Origin of the sequence: Lactobacillus johnsonii (assembly GCF_014058685.1) — a bacterium.
In the GTDB taxonomy this organism is placed as follows: domain Bacteria; phylum Bacillota; class Bacilli; order Lactobacillales; family Lactobacillaceae; genus Lactobacillus.
The window spans coordinates 398,024-418,983 of record NZ_CP059055.1 but is presented as its reverse complement, the minus strand read 5'-3'; the positions used below and the strand labels follow the sequence as shown (position 1 = coordinate 418,983).

Here is a 20,960-nt window from a genome sequence, read left to right as displayed (position 1 = left end):
TTATTTTTTGGGCCAACAAGTGCTTTATTTTTTTATACTTTATTAACTGGAATATAAACTTGAGCGTCATTTGGTAAAACATAATTCACATTATTATAGCCATTCCAGTTAGTTTGCATATCATTCATTTTGGTTTGAATATTATTAACTTTAACCTTCGTTAATCCGAGCGCTTGACGGGTATTATCTGACAAACGCTGCATTTCCTTATTTGGAGCTATTTGAAAACTAAAATTATCAATTGTCGCATTTTCTCCTTGTAAATGATCACTCTGAGTATTGGCTAATGCTCCATGATAGTTCTTATATAGGGTCATTAAATCATCTAAAGGCAAATCAGTCCGAACATTATCTTTAGCTGTGTCGAGTAAAGAATTCATTTGCATAATATTTTTTGATTTATTAACTTTTGTTAGAGCACTAAGTAGAACCTGCTGGCCCCGTTTTTGACGGCCGTAGTCATTATCGGGATCATCATATCTCATTCTACTGTAGCCTAAAGCTTCGCTACCATTTAAATACTGCTTTCCTTTAGGATAGGTATGCCCTTCATACTTAAAAGCAAAAGGATTATCAACAGTCACGCCTCCCACAGCGTCTACCGTCTTTTCTAAACCGCCCATATTAACCAAGGCATAGTAATCAACAGGAACATCTAGTAATTCATGAACCTGCTTTTTTATTTCTGTAGGTCCGCCTAAAGCATAAGCTGCATTAATTTTGGTATATTCTACCTTATTTTTAGTTTCAACCCTTACTAAGGTATCTCGAGGAATAGCAGTTGTGGTTAAAGTCTGTTTCTTAGGATTAACAGTAATTAATTCCAAGGTATCTGTATTTCCAGCATAACTAGTTCCTCGTCCTAATGCTCCCACATCAGTTCCTAATACCAAGATTGAAAAGGGCTTTCCTTGTTTTAATTGCTGACGACTAGCTAAAGAATGGTTAGTAGAAATAGTATTAGCAGTCGATTGAATTTTTTGGTATTCATAACCAAAAATTCCTAAAACCGCTACTATTAAAATCCCAACTATTGAGAAAAATAGATATTTTTTCTTGAGTTTCATATTATTTCCTCCAAATTCCGTGATCAGAATAACAAAAATAAACATCTAATTGTCTCTTTTATCTATTTTTTAAATAAAGCTTTAGGCTAATAAAAAAATTATTTATATCATATTTAAATTTTAAATACGGTGACTAGACGTAACTCTTTATTTTAAGCTAAAATATAATTAAGCTTTTTTTAATTAAGGAGGATTTTATGAGCAAGGAAATCACAAACGATCTTATTAATAATTTCGAAAATGCCTTTAACTCAAGTAAAGCTAACAAAATTGCGGCTCGTGCTGCGCAAGAAAATGGTATTTTTAAAGCTAGTCAAAATCTACAAACTAAGATTGACTTAGACCCAACTTTTTCAATTGAAATTGATACTGGGAAAGTTGCTAACCAAAAACAATCTGGTCGCTGCTGGATGTTCAGTGCTTTAAACACTATGCGTCATTCAATTCAAAAGAACTTCAAAATTAAGGACTTTGAATTATCTCAGAATTACACTAACTTCTGGGACAAATTTGAAAAGTCAAACTGGTTCTTTGAAAATGTGATTGCTACTGCTGACAAGGACTTAGGCGATCGTAAAGTTGCTTTCCTATTTGCAACCCCACAACAAGACGGTGGTCAATGGGATATGCTTTGCGGAATAATTGAAAAATATGGTATTGTTCCAAAGAAAGTTTACCCAGAAACTGCTAATGCAACTAATTCAAGTGCTTTAAATGACACTCTAAATACCCTTCTTAGAAAAGATGGTCTTGAATTACGTAAGATGGTTCAAGATGGAAAGAGTGAAGAAGAAGTTCAAGAACGCAAAAACGAAATGCTTAAGGAAGTTTACCGTATTCTAGCTATTTCTCTTGGTGTTCCACCTAAAACTTTTGACTTTGAATACAAAGATGATGATGGTAACTACCATAGAGATGCTGCCTTAAGTCCACAAGACTTCTTTAAAAAGTATGTGGGTTGGGACTTAAGTGAATACATTTCCACAATTAATGCACCAACTAAAGATAAGCCTTTCCATAAAGTATTTTCTGTTGAATACTTAGGAAATGTGGAAGGCGGACGTCAAGTACGTCACTTGAACTTACCAATTGATGAAATGAAAGACTTGATTATCACTCAACTTAAAAACAGTGAAGTTGTTTGGTTTGGATCAAACGTTGTTAAAGACTCTGAACGTCAAGCCGGCTTACTTGATACTGAATTATACAAGCGTGATGACTTATTTGATGTTGATTTTGAAATGTCTAAGGCTGACATGCTTGATTCAGGCGAAAGTATGATGGACCACGCAATGGTTATTACAGGTGTTGATTTAGTAGATGGCAAGCCAACTAAGTGGAAGATTGAAAATTCTTGGGGTGAAAAGCCTGGATTTAAGGGTTACTTTGTAATGAGTGACAGTTGGTTTGATAAGTTCGTTTACCAAGCAGTTATCAACAAGAAATACCTTAGCGATGACTTGAAGAAAACATTTGAGGCCGGCAGTAAAGATCCAATTCAATTACTTCCTTGGGATCCAATGGGTGCTCTAGCTAATAATTATTAGAACTTAAAAAACATTCAGATTGCAACAAAAGCAAACTGAATGTTTTTTGTTTTGTATCTTTATAAGTATCTACTATTATTTGCTTATTCACTCCTTCTAAACTATTGAGCGTAGACAAAATGTTAGACATGGGGCTCTAATTATATCTAATACTTACTTAAAAAAGAAATGTTTAAAAATAGCTTTTAAATATACTCTCAATGATTAAATAAGGCCTGTGTTGTAAAAAATTTTTTTCTTTCTTATACTTAAGAAAAGAGGAATTTCAAAGGAGAAATATGATGACAGTTCATATTACAAATATAAATGGAATGGCCATGAATAGTGTGGCTCAGAATGCCCAAAATATGGTTGTAGATTTTGCAAAACAATTAGGCATGAATGAATTTGGAATTTATGTTTATCATTGGACAGAAGAACCACTACAAGCAAGAAGCACCCGTTTTGATGGGATTATTGCTTCCCTTAACGGTGGTGATACTGTCATTTTTCAATCTCCTAGTTGGATCGCGATTGAATGGGATCAAGCACTGATTGACCATATCAATCTTTATCCTAATATTAAAAAAATCATCTTTATTCATGATGTAATTCCACTAATGTTTGAAGTTAATCGCTATCTGATGCCTCAATATATTGACTACTATAATAAGGCTGATGTTTTAATTGTACCTTCAAAAAAAATGTATGATCTTTTAAGAGAAAATGGATTAGAGGAAAAACCTTATGTGGTACAACATTTTTGGGATCATCCAGCAACGGTAAACTACTTCATTACTCCTGAAAACAATAAAGTAATTAATTTCGCAGGTAATGCAGAAAAATTTGATTTTGTAAAAAAATGGGACTGTCAAAATGTAAAATTAAAAGTTTATTCAGATCCAGTAAAGAACGATCCCGAACACAACGTTGAATTTACTGGCTGGAAACATGATCCTGTTCTATTAGAAGAATTACGTCAAACTGGTGGATTTGGTTTAGTTTGGTCTGAGGAACCATATTGGTCTGAATATATGAAAGTAAATGCTTCTTACAAACTTAGCACCTACTTAGCAGCAGGCTTGCCAATTATCGTAAATAGCACTACTCCAGAAGCTGAAACTATAAAAAATAAACATCTAGGCATTATTGCTGACAGTCTAGATGAAGCTCAAGCCAAAGTTCTTCAAATTAATGATGAAGACTATAAGCAATTGGTTGATAGCGTTAATAATTTTGGTAGTTTAATTCGTAATGGTTACTTTACTAAGAAAGCATTAGTTGATGCTGTGGTAAAAGCTCAATACAATAATTAACTAAAAACTCCCTGAGAATTTTATTTATTCTCAGGGAGTTTTATTTTTAATAAACTATATTTTTTTATACTTCTTCAAGATCGCCAGTTTCTGCTTGGCATTACGATATTTCAAGTAATCCCCGTCCTTTAATGCTGTATCGATACAAATATTTAGACGATAGTGATATGCTTCAATTTCTGTTGTAATATCAAAACCGAGCTGACTTAACAAACTTATTCTTTCTTCCACAGCTTCTAAAGGGAAAACGGCAGTCTTATTAGCCTGTGCAGAGACACTATTTTCAAAAATACGGTGCGTATAAATTGCTTTATTCATGTATGCAATTTTATCTGCTAATAAGTATATTTTCCATGTAGTTAGATCATCTTCTACGCGAGCATTAATGGGATAAACTATATTTTCAAAAAGAGATTTTTTATATAATTTTGCCCATGGCACAGCAAAAATGATGGACATATTATAAGGTACTGTCTCATATTCTACAGTAAACCATTCTTCTGGAGTGTAGGTCTTTTCAAAGTAATCATCTTCTTTAAGCCAAATCCCATATGCTCTTTTTTCTTCAATAAAATGATTAAAATTTCCTACAGCAATATCTGCATCATTCTTTTTCAACAGCTTATAAAGTTCTTCAATATGGGTTTCACCCAGCAAATCATCATGATCTACAAACAAAATATATTCACCAGTTGCCATTTCAAGACCAGCATTACGGCTTGAGCCTACTCCACCATTTTTCTTGTGTAAAATTCTTATGTTGGCATATTTTTCACGGTATTTTTCACATAATTCAGGTGTACTATCTGTAGATCCATCGTCTACTAAAATAATTTCTAGATTAGAATAAGTCTGCCTTAAGACACTATCTAAGCATTGAGCTAAATATTTTTCATCGTTATATACCGGGATAATTACTGAGATTTTTTCCATGTGCTGTCCTCTCATTGTTTTCTTACTACATGGTTACAACATATTTAAACCTATTATAGCTTAATATTTATGCTTTTCTTCATATTAATAAAAACAAAGCCTCGAGTTTCCAGAAAAGGAAGTCGAGGCTTTATTTATTATATTTAAGATCTATTAATCTTTATCTTCATCTTTACGTTTCTTACGTCTGAAGCCAAGCAATCCACCTAAAGCAGCGATCATTAATCCCAAGAAGCTTGAATTTGATTCTGCACCAGTTTGAGGCAATTTACCTCTACGGTGATCTTTCTTAGCTGCCTTATCTACAGATTCAGCATTTTTATGTTTTGGCTGAAGCGTATCAGTAGAAGTAGATTGAGTACTACTGTTATTCGGTGTTGATCTAGATTGACTCTTATTCATTGATACTGAGTTGCTCAAGCTCTCACTCGTGCTTACTGAGTTACTTAAGCTTTCGCTCATGCTTACTGAGTTACTCAAACTCTCACTCATGCTTACTGAGTTACTCAAACTCTCACTCATGCTTACTGAGTTACTTAAGCTTTCGCTCATTGATACCGAGTTGCTTAGGCTCTCGCTCATGCTTACTGAGTTACTTAAGCTTTCACTCATTGATACTGAGTTGCTTAGACTCTCGCTCATGCTTACTGAGTTACTTAGGCTTTCGCTCATGCTTACTGAGTTGCTCATGCTCTTACTCATACTTACTGAGTTACTTAGGCTTTCGCTCATGCTTACTGAGTTACTCAAGCTCTCGCTCATTGATACCGAGTTGCTTAAACTCTCGCTCATGCTTTCACTCATTGATACCGACTTACTTAAGCTTTCGCTCATACTTGTCGAGTTACTTAAGCTTTCACTCATGCTTACTGAGTTACTCAAACTTTCACTCATGCTTACTGAATTGCTTAAGCTTTCGCTCATGCTTACTGAGTTACTCAAACTCTCACTCATGCTTACTGAATTGCTTAAGCTTTCACTCATGCTTACCAAATTGCTTAAGCTTTCACTCATCGATACTGAGTTAGATAAGCTTTCGCTCATTGATACCGAGTTGCTCAAGCTTTCACTCATACTTACTGAATTGCTTAAGCTTTCGCTCATGCTTACTGAGTTACTTAAACTTTCACTCATGCTTACTGAGTTGCTCAAGCTTTCGCTCATACTTACTGAGTTACTCAAACTCTCACTCATCGATACTGAGTTGCTCAAGCTCTCGCTCATGCTTACTGAGTTGCTTAAACTTTCACTCATGCTTACTGAGTTGCTCAAGCTCTTACTCATCGATACTGAGTTGCTTAAGCTTTCGCTCATACTTACTGAGTTACTCAAACTCTCACTCATTGATACCGAGTTGCTTAAGCTCTCACTCATACTTACTGAGTTGCTCAAGCTTTCACTCATTGATACCGAGTTACTTAAGCTTTCACTCATTGATACCGAGTTACTCAAGCTCTCGCTCATGCTTACTGAGTTACTTAAGCTTTCACTCATCGATACTGAGTTAGATAAGCTCCCACTCATTGATACTGAGTTGCTTAGACTTTCACTCATGCTTACTGAGTTACTTAAACTTTCACTCATGCTTACTGAGTTGCTCAAGCTTTCACTCATTGACACTGAGTTGCTTAAGCTCTCACTCATGCTTACTGAGTTGCTTAAGCTTTCACTCATGCTTACTGAGTTACTTAAGCTTTCACTCATGCTTACTGAGTTACTCAAACTTTCACTCATGCTTACTGAGTTGCTCAAGCTCTCACTCATGCTTACTGAATTACTTAAGCTTTCGCTCATGCTTACTGAGTTACTCAAACTTTCGCTCATACTTACTGAGTTACTCAAACTCTCACTCATACTTACTGAGTTGCTCAAGCTCTCACTCATTGATACCGAGTTACTTAAGCTTTCACTCATTGATACCGAATTGCTCAAGCTCTCACTCATACTTACTGAGTTACTTAAGCTCTCACTCATGCTTACTGAGTTACTCAAACTCTCACTCATGCTTACTGAGTTACTCAAACTCTCACTCATACTTACTGAGTTGCTCAAGCTTTCACTCATGCTTACCGAATTGCTTAAGCTTTCACTCATCGATACTGAGTTAGATAAGCTTTCGCTCATTGATACCGAGTTGCTCAAGCTTTCACTCATACTTACTGAGTTGCTTAAGCTTTCACTCATCGATACTGAGCTAGATAAGCTTTCGCTCATTGATACCGAGTTGCTCAAGCTTTCACTCATACTTACTGAATTGCTTAAGCTTTCGCTCATGCTTACTGAGTTACTTAAGCTTTCACTCATGCTTACTGAGTTACTTAAGCTTTCACTCATGCTTACTGAGTTGCTCAAGCTTTCACTCATACTTACTGAGTTACTCAAGCTTTCACTCATGGATACCGAATTGCTCAAGCTCTCACTCATGCTTACTGAGTTACTCAAACTTTCACTCATGCTTACTGAGTTACTTAAGCTCTCGCTCATGCTTACTGAATTGCTTAAGCTTTCACTCATGCTTACCGAATTGCTTAAGCTTTCACTCATCGATACTGAGTTAGATAAGCTTTCGCTCATTGATACCGAGTTGCTTAAGCTTTCACTCATCGATACTGAGTTAGATAAGCTTTCGCTCATTGATACCGAGTTGCTCAAGCTTTCACTCATACTTACTGAATTGCTTAAGCTTTCGCTCATGCTTACTGAGTTACTTAAGCTTTCACTCATGCTTACTGAGTTACTTAAGCTTTCACTCATGCTTACTGAGTTGCTCAAGCTTTCACTCATCGATACTGAGTTACTCAAGCTTTCACTCATGGATACCGAATTGCTCAAGCTCTCACTCATGCTTACTGAGTTACTCAAGCTTTCACTCATGGATACCGAATTGCTCAAGCTCTCACTCATGCTTACTGAGTTACTCAAACTTTCACTCATGCTTACTGAGTTACTTAAGCTCTCGCTCATGCTTACTGAATTGCTTAAGCTTTCACTCATGCTTACCGAATTGCTTAAGCTTTCACTCATCGATACTGAGTTAGATAAGCTTTCGCTCATTGATACCGAATTGCTCAAGCTTTCACTCATACTTACTGAATTGCTTAAGCTTTCGCTCATGCTTACTGAGTTACTTAAGCTTTCACTCATGCTTACTGAGTTGCTCAAGCTTTCGCTCATACTTACTGAGTTACTCAAACTCTCGCTCATCGATACTGAGTTACTCAAGCTTTCACTCATACTTACTGAGTTGCTCAAGCTTTCACTCATTGACACTGAGTTGCTTAAGCTCTCACTCATTGATACTGAGTTGCTTAAGCTTTCACTCATGCTTACTGAGTTGCTTAGGCTCTCACTCATGCTTACTGAGTTACTTAAGCTCTCACTCATGCTTACTGAGTTACTCAAACTCTCACTCATGCTTACTGAATTGCTTAAGCTTTCACTCATCGATACTGAGTTAGATAAGCTTTCGCTCATTGATACCGAGTTGCTCAAGCTTTCACTCATCGATACTGAGTTACTTAGACTTTCGCTCATTGATACTGAGTTACTCAAACTCTCACTCATTGACACCGAGTTACTTAAGCTTTCGCTCATTGACACTGAGTTGCTTAAGCTTTCACTCATACTTACTGAGTTGCTCAAGCTTTCACTCATTGACACTGAGTTACTTAAGCTCTCGCTCATGCTTACTGAATTACTCAAGCTCTCGCTCATACTTACTGAGTTACTCAAACTCTCGCTCATGCTTACTGAGTTACTCAAGCTTTCACTCATACTTACTGAGTTACTTAAACTTTCACTCATGCTTACTGAGTTGCTCAAGCTCTCACTCATCGATACTGAGTTGCTCAAACTCTCACTCATCGATACCGAGTTACTCAAGCTTTCACTCATACTTACTGAGTTGCTCAAACTCTCGCTCATGCTTACTGAGTTACTTAAGCTTTCGCTCATGCTTACTGAGTTACTCAAGCTTTCACTCATCGATACTGAGTTACTTAGACTTTCGCTCATTGATACTGAGTTACTCAAACTCTCACTCATTGACACCGAGTTACTTAAGCTTTCGCTCATTGACACTGAGTTGCTTAAGCTTTCACTCATTGATACTGAGTTACTCAAACTCTCACTCATTGACACCGAGTTACTTAAGCTTTTGCTCATTGACACTGAGTTGCTTAAGCTTTCACTCATGCTTACTGAGTTACTTAGACTTTCGCTCATGCTTACTGAGTTACTTAAGCTTTCGCTCATCGATACTGAATTGCTCAAGCTTTCTCTCATTGATACTGAGTTACTCAAACTCTCACTCATTGACACCGAGTTGCTTAGGCTTTCACTTTCTCGTTCACTAGCACTAGTTGACTCACTTTCAATAATAGCTGTAGAGATACTTTCCGACGTTCTTATAGAATCCGAAATACTTTCTGAGTGTTGAGTTTCACTAGTATATTCTACCCTAGTTGTACCTGACTTATTAATATCGGCCATTACATTTTTAACAGCCGTTTCACCATTATTTTGCTCACCAATAGTTATCCCAATTGTATAATTTGTTCCGTTAACCGTACTTCGATTATTAGCAAAATAATTTGATCTCTTAGTTACCCCATTCTTAGTTACAATTACGTTTGTATCAGTAGCATTTATTGTAAGATTTGAAGAGTTAGTAGAGTAAGTCGTTCCAGTCGTTGTATTTAAAATCACATGAGCTGGATCATCAATATTTACCGTATTATCCGATCCACCGAAGTAGAAATTAGTATTACCAGAAAAAGTAGTATTAGTTGCTGCTTCAAAGTTGACAGTGTTATTCGTACTTCCACTCGCAATGTAAATATTTGCTCCACTGGTACTTAAATTAATATTTGAATTTTTTCCAGCAGTAAATTCCGCCTCACCATTAGTTAAAGCAATATTACCGACATTATTCCAAATTTCCCCACCTGAATAACTATAAGTATTATTAATTCTTAAAGTAGCATTTTCACCAACTCGTACAGCATGTTCTCCATTATTGGCCAACATTGCCACATCATACGCCGACATATTGTTATTAATGATTAAGCTCGCATTGTCATCAACAATTAAGTCGTTTCCGGCATAGAGCAAAGTGCTATACCCAACAAAATTAGCAGAACTCGTGTCATAAGTATTGCCATTATATTTATATGAGTTTACTCCATCAATTGTAGTATGACCTTGAATCTCAAAAGTTTTTAGATAGCCACTAGAAGCATAAGTATCTGCAAAAACTGCCGCTCCACCAGTAGCATGGACATTATCATATATTAATGTTTCTGCACCGGAATTAGTAAGGGCAAAGCCTCCACGATTATTGGCCGTATAAAGATTAAGAGACTTAATAATCGTGGTAGTCTTAGGTGAAGCAGAATTATTGAGCCAAATACAATTATTGCCTAAGTTAAGGTCATGATTAGCACCATCAATTGTCAGATTACGAGGAGGAATTCGAATACTTCCGATACTTGACTGTCCTAAATCAATGTTAGCTGTCAAGCGAATAGCGTTTACAGTTGAATTATTAAGAGCATTTTGAAATTCAGCACTAGTGCTTACATCTACTGCATTTTCATCATTAATTTGAAGTAGGTTGGTAAAAACACCAGTTAAATTCAATTTATCTATCTGTAGTTTTTTATTATTAGTTTGTGTTTTATTATCAGAACTATTGTTAATAGAATTTTGAATAACTACAGGGATTTGAAAATTCTCACCTATAAGCTGTCTACTGCTCAAACTTAAGCTATTTATTTCACTAGTATTACTTTGAAAAGGACCTTGACTTCTATCAAGAGAGGAGGTCTCACTAGAATAGAAATTTCTTATATTTGTTTTATTACTAGATCTGTTAGTATTTGAGCTTGAAGTAAGAGAGTTTTCTTCACTTATTTTTTTATTCTTCGAAGATTTAAAAGTACTGTGCGTCTCAGAATTAGATATCTTTTTTTGAGTATTACTTGAAGAATTTAGTTTACTTTTAGAATAACTTAAAGACTCCGAAAGACTCTGCGAATTACTTAATGACATAGATTGTGAAATCTGTTGCGATTGACTCAAAGAGGTAGATGCGCTCCGAGAGATCCTTAAGCTTTTTGAACTAGAAGTAGACATACTCTTAGCTTCTGAATTACTAGTACTGACTCCATTTTCATCAGATTTACTGTTTCCCTTTTTTGACAAGTCAGTCTGCGTACTTTCAGATACTGATCCAACTATTTGTGATTTAGCATCTACAGAAGTTTGTGCAGCATATACACGATCATTAGGTAAAATTGCTGCCCCTGTAGCTCCAGTTCCCAGAATTGCTGCTAAAGCTGCTAGTTCTTTAAGATATGGGTTAGAACTGTCTCCCGATTCCTTTAAACTATTAGGATCGACATATTTATTTTTTTGATTCTTCTTAAATTTTTTGTCTTTCATAACATTTCCTACTCGTTACTATAATATTACAATTAATTTTATTTATTAGAAGCATTTCAATTGTTATTATTGCATACTCTATAATAACTCTTTGGTAATTAAATAAAAGAAAAAAGGTTGATAAATCAAAGAAAAAATAGAAAATATTTTTCTTAATTGTTATTTATAAAATTTTATTATTAATAAAAAAGCAAAAATAATATAACTTTATTCGTTTTTTATTATTCAACAAGTAAAAGACAAGGGTAAACTAAAAAAGAACAGAAAAAAATCAGTCCGTAATACTGACGAACTGATTTTTTAATTTATATTTTAACTATTTGTTTGAAAAAGTATAAATCACAATAAGACTAGCCTTCTTTTATTTAACTATCATTTGGATTAACATCAAAAGTAAAATTATTCCAAAAAGTAATCCCATAGTTATTTGTTTCCAGGGAAAATCATTCTGCTTTTTTTCATAAGCTTTTCTCTGGTTCTCTTCTACTTTTTCTAATCGCTTCAACGCGTGTTGTTCCACTAACGTCGATTTTTTCTTTTCTTTATTCATTTCTCAAATCGCCGATAACCTCTTTATACTGTTCAACACTTACATCCCCAGCAAGTAAACGTTGCTCATCAATAAGCTCTCTCATATTATTTGTATCAGATAAAGCATCTGAAATCTTATCTGCCATCTTATCAACTTCATTCGGCTTAAATACATTTTCTGAACTAATAAATTGAGAATTGTGCAAAGTATTTTCAAATCCCAGAATTAACATATTTTGTTCAAAAGCACCACGAACCGCATCCAAAATTTCATTACCATGATTTATATCTAGATAAATATCACTAGTTTGATACAATTCCTGAATTTGTTTAGTTGTGGCATTAGGGTATAAACGAACATTGTTATACTTTTTGAAAGCTAATAACTTAGATGACATTTCAGTAATAGCCGCAATATTAAAATGAATATTTGGCATTGCTTGAACTACTTCATCTAAATGTTCAATCTGGTCTGAGTTAGTCAAAATAACTGCTTCAGGACGCATTTTGTTTCCTCTTGGATGAGGATAAATCATACCTAAAAATCTAAAATCAACATTTTTATCATTTGGTAATTTATTCTTCCACGTTTGCCAATCTACATAATTTTGGAAAACAATATGCTTAGTTCTGGTACTATTGTCCATTAAATACTTCATATTACCTGGTAGATCGTTAGTAATCTTTTCATGCCAAAACAGCGTATCACTACCATCATTTTGAAGGCCTAAACTTACCATCATTGACTGATTCAAAGTATTGTAGAAAATATGATCAAGCTGGTATTTCTTTTTTCTTAAATAGTAAGTCACAAATTGAGCTAAATTAGCAAAATATCGTTCATTATTTTCTTCATGTAAAAAGATATCGCCAGAAACTAAATATTGTGTAATAACTTCTTTTCCATCTTTATTAAAGTACCGCTTTAAAACTTGCTGTCCATTGTTAACATAAGTTTTAGCAAATAGCTTTCCCTGACGATTATAGTGATCAATCCAGCTCAAGTTACCATTCTTATCAAGCCAATGAACTTCTTTAATTAGCCTAGTATTATCAGTAGCAAGGAAGAAAATATCTGCTCTCTTTTCATAAAGATCGTAGACTTCTCCCTTACTTGCAGTTGCTACAATTCGATGAAATTCTGGCACCTTTAGACGGTCAAAGTACAGGGGAGTATTTTCATCACCAAATCCGCAATAGAATTTAAAGGGAGAGTCTACCTCAATTGGTAAAAAACCATCATCATTAATTACCACAGAAGGAATTTTAAGATTAGCAAAAAGCTGTGATCTTAGAAAGTCGGTTGATTCTACGTCTAAATTTTCAAATAAATTAATCATTGACCAATTCCCCCACTAATTTTTTCCATTGTTTAGCAACATTTGCAGTTAAATAAGGTTCTGCCATTTGATATGATTTTTTATTAAAGCTGTCTACATCACTCTTAGTAAACAACTCGATAATTGCTTTTGTTAAAACTTCTTCTTTTCTAAAGTCAGTCCATTCTTCATTATATGGTAAAAGCATTCCATTTTTTCCATTTTCAATAAAAGTAGGATTACCATAAGGAACATCAAAGCCAATCATTGCTAATCCAGATCCCACAGCTTCAAGCAGTGAGAGACCAAAGCCTTCGCTTGTTGAAGCGGCAATATAAGCAGGATAGTTTCGATAGACTTTTGTTAAATCTCTTTGTCCCATAATATGAATATAATCTTGTGCTTGATTTTGATTAATTAAATTAGTAAGCATCCCTGCTTCACCGCCAGTTCCATAGATATCTAAAGAAAGATCAGGGACACTATTTTTAGCTGCTACTACTGCATTCACAATCCAATCAATGTGCTTTTCTTTTGCTAAGCGAGAAGCTGTAATTAAGGTATGTTTCATCCGGCCTTGTGTAGGATGCTCCAACTCATTTAAACTTCCCACTGGAATACAATCAATACGCGGTTCAATATTATAGTATTTTTTAAATTGATTTTTTAAAATCTTCTTTTGTTCATTTGTAGCTACAATAAAGCTATCGACATATTTCGCATGTTGGAATTGATATTCATAAAAATTATTCCATAAGATATTTTGATCTGTGGTATAGTGCTTATCAAAATGATCAGCATGAACTACCACCACTAATTTAGCTGGTCCATGGTTTTCAAAAACTAGTTGACCATTAATTAAGTTCTTATCTTCATCTTCTCTGTCTAGAATAATTACGTCTTTTTTAGTAAAGTTCAATTCTTTAAGCATTTTCAGATAAAGGTCATCTTTACTATAAATAACTTCACCATTTGCAAATTCAAATGTTTCTTGATTACCATTTAAATGTTGTGTATAAGCAATTGTGCCATCTTCATTATAGAATTCCCGAAAGGTAACCCGATTATCTTTATCTGCACCTAAATAATACTCACAGGCATACTTAGTGTAAGAATAAAAGTCTCTCTTAAGTAAAGTATTATTTTTAACATAGCTAATCTGATCAATGGTACGTTTTTCGGCATCACTTAGTCGAGCTACTAGCTGTAAGCCATCATTTAATTGATAAAATACTTCTTTTCCAACAGTCTTTACATTACTACTTAGTTTTTTTAAATTGAGTTCGTTTTCTAGAGTATCTAAAGAATAATTAGACGTTGAAATCTTTACATCAGTAAAGAAGTTATATAACCAGATAATATTGTCATTATCAAAACCCAAATTGGCAGTTAAATCTCCGATATTATTCCCTAAAATTAAATCTGAAAAAATAAATTTTCGTTCAATTCCCACTTTATCAAAACTTTGATCACGATATTTTTGAGCGTATTCTACTCCAGAGCTAGCCCAACCTATTCCTAAATTTATGTTATATACGGTCATAATTTTCCCCTACTAATTAAATACTACAACTAATTGTCCTTTTTCATTCGTAAAAATCTTGCTTAATAAAAGATTATCAAAGGTAGACAAGGTAATTTTATCTAAGAAATCTTTATACGCTTCAAAAGCCTTTTCTTGGTGGAGAAGATCTTGCGGTCTTCCACTTCTTCCCCATTGCTGTGCATTAATCTTTATTTTTTCAATTCTATCTACTTGATCAATCCAATTTCCATCCATTGATGAAATAATCACTTGTTGGTAAAAATCATTTGCTTGTTTTTTGTTAATTAATACATGCTTCTTCTCATCAAGAATCTTGTAAGCTAATTCTTTCAAAAAGTCTTTAATTGCTTTTTTAGTTTTCAAATTATCTGGTACATTAACCTGTTGATAAGTAACATGCTGGTTAATAAAGTACTTTAAATCACTCTTATTTGATAAATCCTGTTTTTCTAAATAAAGATTCAGTGCATTATCGATGATCCGATCTACATCTTCCTGTAAATCATCAGTTTTCATAATTTTGTCTCTTCTAGTATAAAAATTCTTCCGTTGAAGCGATAAAATTATTTCCATCTTATTAGTTTGACTTCTCATCAACTCATTAAGATCTTCTTTACGGGTTCTCAGCATGAGCAAACTAAATCGAATTCGCGGACCTGAGAGAAGAGTAATATCCTTTCCCTTTGACTTCTTCTTCATTAATTTGCGGTAATACTTCTTCTGACGAGGAGTATTATTAGAAGAAATAAATGAATCCTCTAAGGAAATCAGAAATTGGCTGCTACCTGGATCTCCTTGTCTGCCAGCACGACCCGCTAGCTGCAATTCCACTCTTTTAGGTAACATTTCAGTTCCAATTACTGCTAAGCCACCTAGTTCCTTAACTCCGGGTCCTAGCTTAATATCAGTTCCTCTACCAGCCATATTTGTTGCAATAGTTACAGCATTTTTTTGACCTGCATTTTTAATAATTTGCGCTTCATAGGCTGCATTATAGGCATTTAAAACATTATGAGGAATACCAATATTGAGCAATAGTTCTGAAATAATTTCTGAATTTTCTACAGAACCAGCAACAAGTAACACAGGCCGACCAGTTTTATGCATTTCTACTACATCATTTACAGCTGTCATTAATTTATCTCTTGTAGTTAAGAAAATAAGTGGGCGATAATCTTTTCTAATTACCGGCACTCTTGTAGGGATAGTTACCACTTTTAAGTTATAGGTCTGTAAAAACTCTTCTTCATTAACTTTAGCAGTTCCACTCATTCCACTTACTTTATTAAACAATGCAAATAAAGCTGGAAATGTTATTGAAGCTGCTGTTTTCTGAATTTTAGTCAAATCAACCTTTTCTTTAGCTTCAACAGCCTGGTGAATTCCTGTACTTACCTGCACTCCACGTTTTAATCTACCACTATCTTCATCTAACAAGACCACTTCGCCTTTTACAACCAAGTAGTCATGTCCTCGTCTCATAGTTAAGTGCGCACCCATCGCTAAAATAATATGGCGATAAACACTCCTACTATCATTAGAAAATAAGCTATCTAGTTTAAAAAATTGCTCAGCTTTTTCAATACCGTGGGCTGTTAACCAAAATAATTGATCATCCTTTTTAAATACATAGTCCACCTCGGGATCTAATAGTCTTACAAACTGATCTGCCAAATGATATAGATTTGATTGAACATTAGGACTAGAGGAGACCACGAATGGAGTCTGTGCTTCATCTAATAAAACCTCATCCACTTCATCGACAATAACATAATTAAATGGGCGTAAATATTGATTTTCTTTGGAGCTGGCAAGATTATTAAACAAATAATCAAAAGCTAAAGAAGAAGCAGTAGTATATACAATATCGGAGTTATACCATTTTCTTTTAGTTTTAGCAGTTATTTTCTTTTTACTATCTTTCTCTTCTGCAAAAGCTAAGCTAACACTTAAACCTAGCCACTCATAAACTGGAGCTAACTCTTTTTTATCACGAGATGCAAGATAACCATTTGGAGTCACTAGCATTGCGCCTTTACCTTCTAAAGCATTTAGATAAAGAGCCATTGTCGCAACTAAAGTTTTACCTTCTCCAGTTTTCATTTCAGCAATGGAGCCATTATGTAATACAATTGCCCCTAAAACCTGTACATCATAGGGGAACATCCCCAAAATTCTTTTATCTGCTTCCCTTACAGTGGCATAAGCTTCTGGTAAAATATCATCTAAACTTTTACCTTCTTTAAGTTGCTTTTTAAAAATAGCAGTTTGTCCTTGCAGTTCTTCATCACTCATTGCCTGCATTTTAGGACCTAATTTATTAATTTTATTTAACAATTTCCTGGCTTTTTTTAGTCTTAACCTATCTGTTAGCATTGCATCATTCCTTAAAATAATTAATAGCTTCTTTTACCATTCGAACTTGATCAGGTTCTCGATAATTTTTTGAAAGATATGTTTCCTGCAAATTATGATATCCTTCATCTACAAAAGCCTTCGAATACACTACCGTACAGTTTAAGGATTTAGAGTTTGCTAAAAATTCATCTATATCAGCACTACTGCTAAAGAGGACTAATTCTTTATCTTTATGTTCATTAATATAGTCTTTCAACAGTTCAAGACCATGCTGTTTATTTTGCCAACTCAGATATCCAATAGTTAAATTGGCTCCCACATAACTCTTAATCTTAAATGGAGCAATAATTCTAGCTCGTTTAGAATCATCAAGTAGAATAAGCCCTTCTTTTTGGGAATTTTTATTTAAATAAATAGGATGAGGATAAAAATCATTGAAAACTTCTTCTAAATCCAAAGGAGAAATTTGAATTTTTTTAAAATTAATCTCTTCTACTCCACCACTAATTATTTCAATAGTGTATTTCACTGCTCGAGTTGGATATTTAAACTTTTGTTCTAAATCAGTGAAAATAACCTTATCAATTTCATTTCCCTGAATATCAAAAAAATGTATTCCAAAAATTGCACTATTTTCCGGCTTAATCTTTGCACTAATTTTTAACAAATATTCTTGTCCATTCAGCAGGAGTGGTAAACTAGGGACTTCTTTTGCTGCCTGATAATTTGCTATTGATGACCAGCTAATAAGAGTTTTTCCTGAAGGCATCAATTTATTCTTAAAAGTGACTTCATTTTTAGCGTTTTTCTTAAATGCCGTTCCATATAAATATGTCTCTGACATTCTATCCCAATAAACTTGATTAATTACGTTTTTCATTATCTCGACCAAAATCTTCTCTTAATAGTTCATTTAAACGATCAATAAACCAGTAGTTAACTTGTGGATCATCATTATGTCGTCCGGGAAATCCTTTAGCAGAAAACTGGGCTGCTTGCTTTACAGCAGGAGACTCTTTTAACTCTTTTACTGCTTTATCGTCATAGTCATCATTAATCATATAACCAGCAAAAAAGCGTGTTTTTGAAAGATCTTGCTTATCAAATTCTTTCCAAAAATTCTCATCAATTTTTTTCAAGTCATCTCTATCGGTAGCTGGACCGATCCCTTTATCAATATCGAACATAGTTTCAAATTCGTCGGGACGATCTAAGGCAGTCCTTGAAGCAATATAGCCCAAATTTACCAAGGGTTTTGCAACATTAATTGCATGAGCACTCATTTTAGCTCCATATTTTATCGCAGGATATGTTCCCATTGAAATTCCACTTACTAGTAGTTGCGATTCATCAAACCCCAATTCATTCAATTTTGACTTAATTGTTTTAATAATTTCTTGCTCAAAAAAATTATCCTCATCATCATAAAATTGACCAATATTTAATCGCATATCAGTAAATAAAAGCATCGGTGCTTTTAACCCTTTAAACAAGAAATATGCCTCAAAACCTTCTGCTTCACGCGCACCTGAAAAATATACATTTAATGGGGGCTTCAGGTCGCCAGGATTAAAGTAATAGGCAATATCATCTCTAGTCTGAGGATTAACTATTCTTTGCCCACCGGCAATGAAATTTCCGGCTCCATCTCGGCCCCAACGTGAATGAAGCACGCCAATGATTAAGTCGCCGCTTCCCTTAACTTCTAGATTTAGGGTTGCAGTCCGGTAGTGGTCAGATGCTTCAATTTGAGAAAAATATTCATCTTTATTAAAAGAGCTTAAGTCTATTACTCTTTGTTCTTTGACATCTCCATCTGTACCAGGTTGCTGAATAAAAATTCTCAGTCTAACTTGAAAATTGAAATTCTTTAATGAAAGCCAAAAATTGATCTGCTTATCAGGATCGATAAAGACCCCACTTTTATAAGTACCTAAATTGACCCATTCATTATGGGTATCTAGATTTACTTTAAGATGACCCTGTTCTTCAAACTCATAACTATTAACTATATGCTCATTTAATTTCAGTTGACTTGGAAAAATCCTTAATCCGGATTGTCCAGAGAAGTACCGAATTGGAAGTCGATCAATCAAATACTGCGGTTCTTCTTTTATTTTTTGAGCAGCAATACTTTTCAAAAAATATTTTTCATGATCATCCAATTCTGTATTTAAATTAGAACTGTATAAAACATGATATGGGGATATCAATTGCTTTAACTTCTTCAACTGGTCACTAGTTAAGTTAGTTTTACCAGTAACTAAAATTACATCATAACTTTTTATCCCCTTTTTCTTCGTAGCCTTTTTTTCTTCAAAAGAAAAGTCGTTAAAATGCCATTCCATATCTTCTGGGACTGTATATTTTTTCTCCCAGTTATCATTACCTAGTTGTAAAACTCGCATTCTACTCCGCTTTCCTCTCTTTAAATACTTCTTTCCATTTCTCAATGATGTTTTCTTCGGAATACTGGTTCATTAATTGTACGTTATATACTACTGTCTGATTCCAACTATTTAAATTAGTTAAATACTCATCAACTACAGGTAAAAGCTCACTTATTTTCTTTATAATTCGTCCATTTTTATTATCCACAACAGTGGCCGAAGAAAAGTTTTGCACTTGTGGAATTCCAATACTTACACCTGATATTTGCATTAATTCATCCGCTTTTCCCCAATTTATTAAAAGTCTCATTTTATCCAAATTACTTAATACATCTGAAATATTAGTTAAACGGGTATGCGCAACATCAAGTTCTGGTAAACTCACTTCATCATCAAGTCCATCAATTGGAGCATTTTCTGCTTGTTCTGACTTTCCGAGAATAAAACTGTTTTTGTTTTCTTCTTTTATTTGCTCAAGAATTTTATTCACATGATCAGCTTTCCAAAAATTGTATGTAAATATTTTCAAGCTGTAATTATCTGGATTTTTTAAGATGTAGTTACACAGCTTTTGAATAATTTGATGAATATCTTCGTCATTTGCATTTTCCGCAAAGAAGCCAATCTCCTGTACATTTTGTCTTTGACTATGACCAAGACGAAATTCCGAATTAAAGACAGGAATAACTGAAATATCGAACTGTTCTCTATAATTTTTTTCTAGATTTTGTTTAATTTCATTGCTACTTACAATTACTTTTGCCCTAGCTAGGCTACCTATTTTTTTACTATAAGGATGGTGTCTATTGATTAGATATAAAGGTTTATATGGCTCAATGATTTCATTATTAAAACTACTCTCATCATCTACTGTTACAATTATTTCATCATTATTCTTAGCATTGACCTTTAAGTATCGACTTAAAATCTCATCAACCAAATCTGTAATATTTTCATATTCTCTTCTTTTACAAAAATGCATTTCTGGATTAACCGTGATTTTGTCAGTGGTTTTGTCCTTTTTAAAACGCCAATTACCGTATGGATCAAAGTAGATAGTTTTTTCCTCATCATCTTGATTAGAGATAAAACCACGACTATCTATACCCAAAGTAAATGCTTTATGCTCGTCATTTTCAGGATAAGAGATCCTTAAAATATGCCCATCAATATCATAGAAAACTGTTGCATATAGTTTATTTTCTAAAACAATTAAGGTTCTAAAAGGACCATAATCAAAAATTGCATTTTTAGGCCAGTTAAAATCTTCTAATTCTAAAACCTTATTTTCAAATCCATGAACTCCTTGTAAAAAATCATATACAGAAAATAGGGTATTAGGGAAAAAGGCAATTTGATTTAATTTACTCAACAATTGAGGCTGATAGTCTGTAATTATCAGACCAATTTCTTCGTCAAACTTTTTTAAAACAGTCATGTATTCTGCTGCGTCATAGTTTTCAATACTTGGAATATTAATTGACCAGTCATCGTATTGTTTATGCCATGCAGGAATAAAATATTTCATTA

At 34.0% G+C, this 20,960-nt stretch carries 12 protein-coding genes; 2 read left to right on the top strand and 10 right to left on the bottom strand.

The annotated features are described in order from the left end of the window. Positions 1-32: 32 nt before the first annotated feature. Complete coding sequence (locus H0I41_RS01905; RefSeq protein ID WP_135014593.1) at positions 33-1,067, bottom strand: LCP family glycopolymer transferase; 1,035 nt, start codon at positions 1,065-1,067, stop codon at positions 33-35. Positions 1,068-1,264: 197 nt separating this feature from the next. On the opposite strand from H0I41_RS01905, the gene pepC reads away from it, so the two are divergent. Together pepC and H0I41_RS01895 are read left to right on the top strand one after the other, a co-directional pair. After that, positions 1,265-2,614, top strand: a complete 1,350-nt coding sequence (gene pepC, locus H0I41_RS01900) for an aminopeptidase C (protein ID WP_135014594.1) — start codon at positions 1,265-1,267, stop codon at positions 2,612-2,614. A gap of 281 nt (positions 2,615-2,895) precedes the next feature. Further along, a complete protein-coding gene (locus tag H0I41_RS01895) occupies positions 2,896-3,909 on the top strand; it encodes a sugar transferase (RefSeq protein WP_135014595.1) in 1,014 nt (337 codons plus the stop codon). 54 nt (positions 3,910-3,963) lie between these two features. Here H0I41_RS01895 and H0I41_RS01890 read toward each other — a convergent pair whose 3' ends face one another. The 9 genes from H0I41_RS01890 to asp1 all read right to left on the bottom strand — a co-directional run bounded on the left by H0I41_RS01890 (position 3,964) and on the right by asp1 (position 20,958). Beyond that, positions 3,964-4,842 carry a glycosyltransferase family 2 protein gene (locus H0I41_RS01890; protein WP_011161551.1) on the bottom strand — a complete coding sequence of 293 codons (879 nt, stop codon included), beginning with the start codon at positions 4,840-4,842 and terminating at the stop codon, positions 3,964-3,966. A 153-nt stretch (positions 4,843-4,995) separates the two neighbouring features. After that, positions 4,996-11,286 (bottom strand): pectate lyase-like adhesive domain-containing protein, encoded by a 6,291-nt coding sequence (locus H0I41_RS01885; protein WP_182094574.1) that lies wholly within the window; start codon positions 11,284-11,286, stop codon positions 4,996-4,998. Positions 11,287-11,647: 361 nt separating this feature from the next. After that, positions 11,648-11,836, bottom strand: a complete 189-nt coding sequence (locus H0I41_RS01880) for a hypothetical protein (protein ID WP_023599234.1) — start codon at positions 11,834-11,836, stop codon at positions 11,648-11,650. Continuing rightward, positions 11,829-13,157: an accessory Sec system glycosylation chaperone GtfB gene (gene gtfB / locus H0I41_RS01875; RefSeq protein ID WP_135014266.1), complete on the bottom strand. Its 1,329-nt coding sequence runs from the start codon at positions 13,155-13,157 to the stop codon at positions 11,829-11,831. Before gtfB ends, H0I41_RS01880 begins: the two co-directional genes overlap by 8 nt. Beyond that, positions 13,150-14,679, bottom strand: coding sequence for an accessory Sec system glycosyltransferase GtfA (gene gtfA / locus H0I41_RS01870; protein WP_135014267.1), 1,530 nt, complete (start codon positions 14,677-14,679; stop codon positions 13,150-13,152). The genes gtfB and gtfA overlap by 8 nt, the downstream gene beginning before the upstream one ends. A 12-nt stretch (positions 14,680-14,691) precedes the next feature. Beyond that, the gene (gene secA2, locus H0I41_RS01865; protein ID WP_135014268.1) at positions 14,692-17,058 is read right to left on the bottom strand and encodes an accessory Sec system translocase SecA2; all 2,367 of its coding nucleotides are present in this window, start codon (positions 17,056-17,058) and stop codon (positions 14,692-14,694) included. Between the two features lie 4 nt (positions 17,059-17,062). Beyond that, a complete protein-coding gene (gene asp3, locus H0I41_RS01860; protein WP_135014269.1) occupies positions 17,063-17,920 on the bottom strand; it encodes an accessory Sec system protein Asp3 in 858 nt (285 codons plus the stop codon). Beyond that, positions 17,904-19,448: an accessory Sec system protein Asp2 gene (gene asp2 / locus H0I41_RS01855; RefSeq protein WP_135014270.1), complete on the bottom strand. Its 1,545-nt coding sequence runs from the start codon at positions 19,446-19,448 to the stop codon at positions 17,904-17,906. Before asp2 ends, asp3 begins: the two co-directional genes overlap by 17 nt. A 1-nt stretch (position 19,449) precedes the next feature. Next, entirely contained in the window at positions 19,450-20,958 is a 1,509-nt protein-coding gene (asp1, locus tag H0I41_RS01850; protein ID WP_135014271.1) for an accessory Sec system protein Asp1, read from the bottom strand. Between the last annotated feature and the right edge of the window lie 2 nt (positions 20,959-20,960).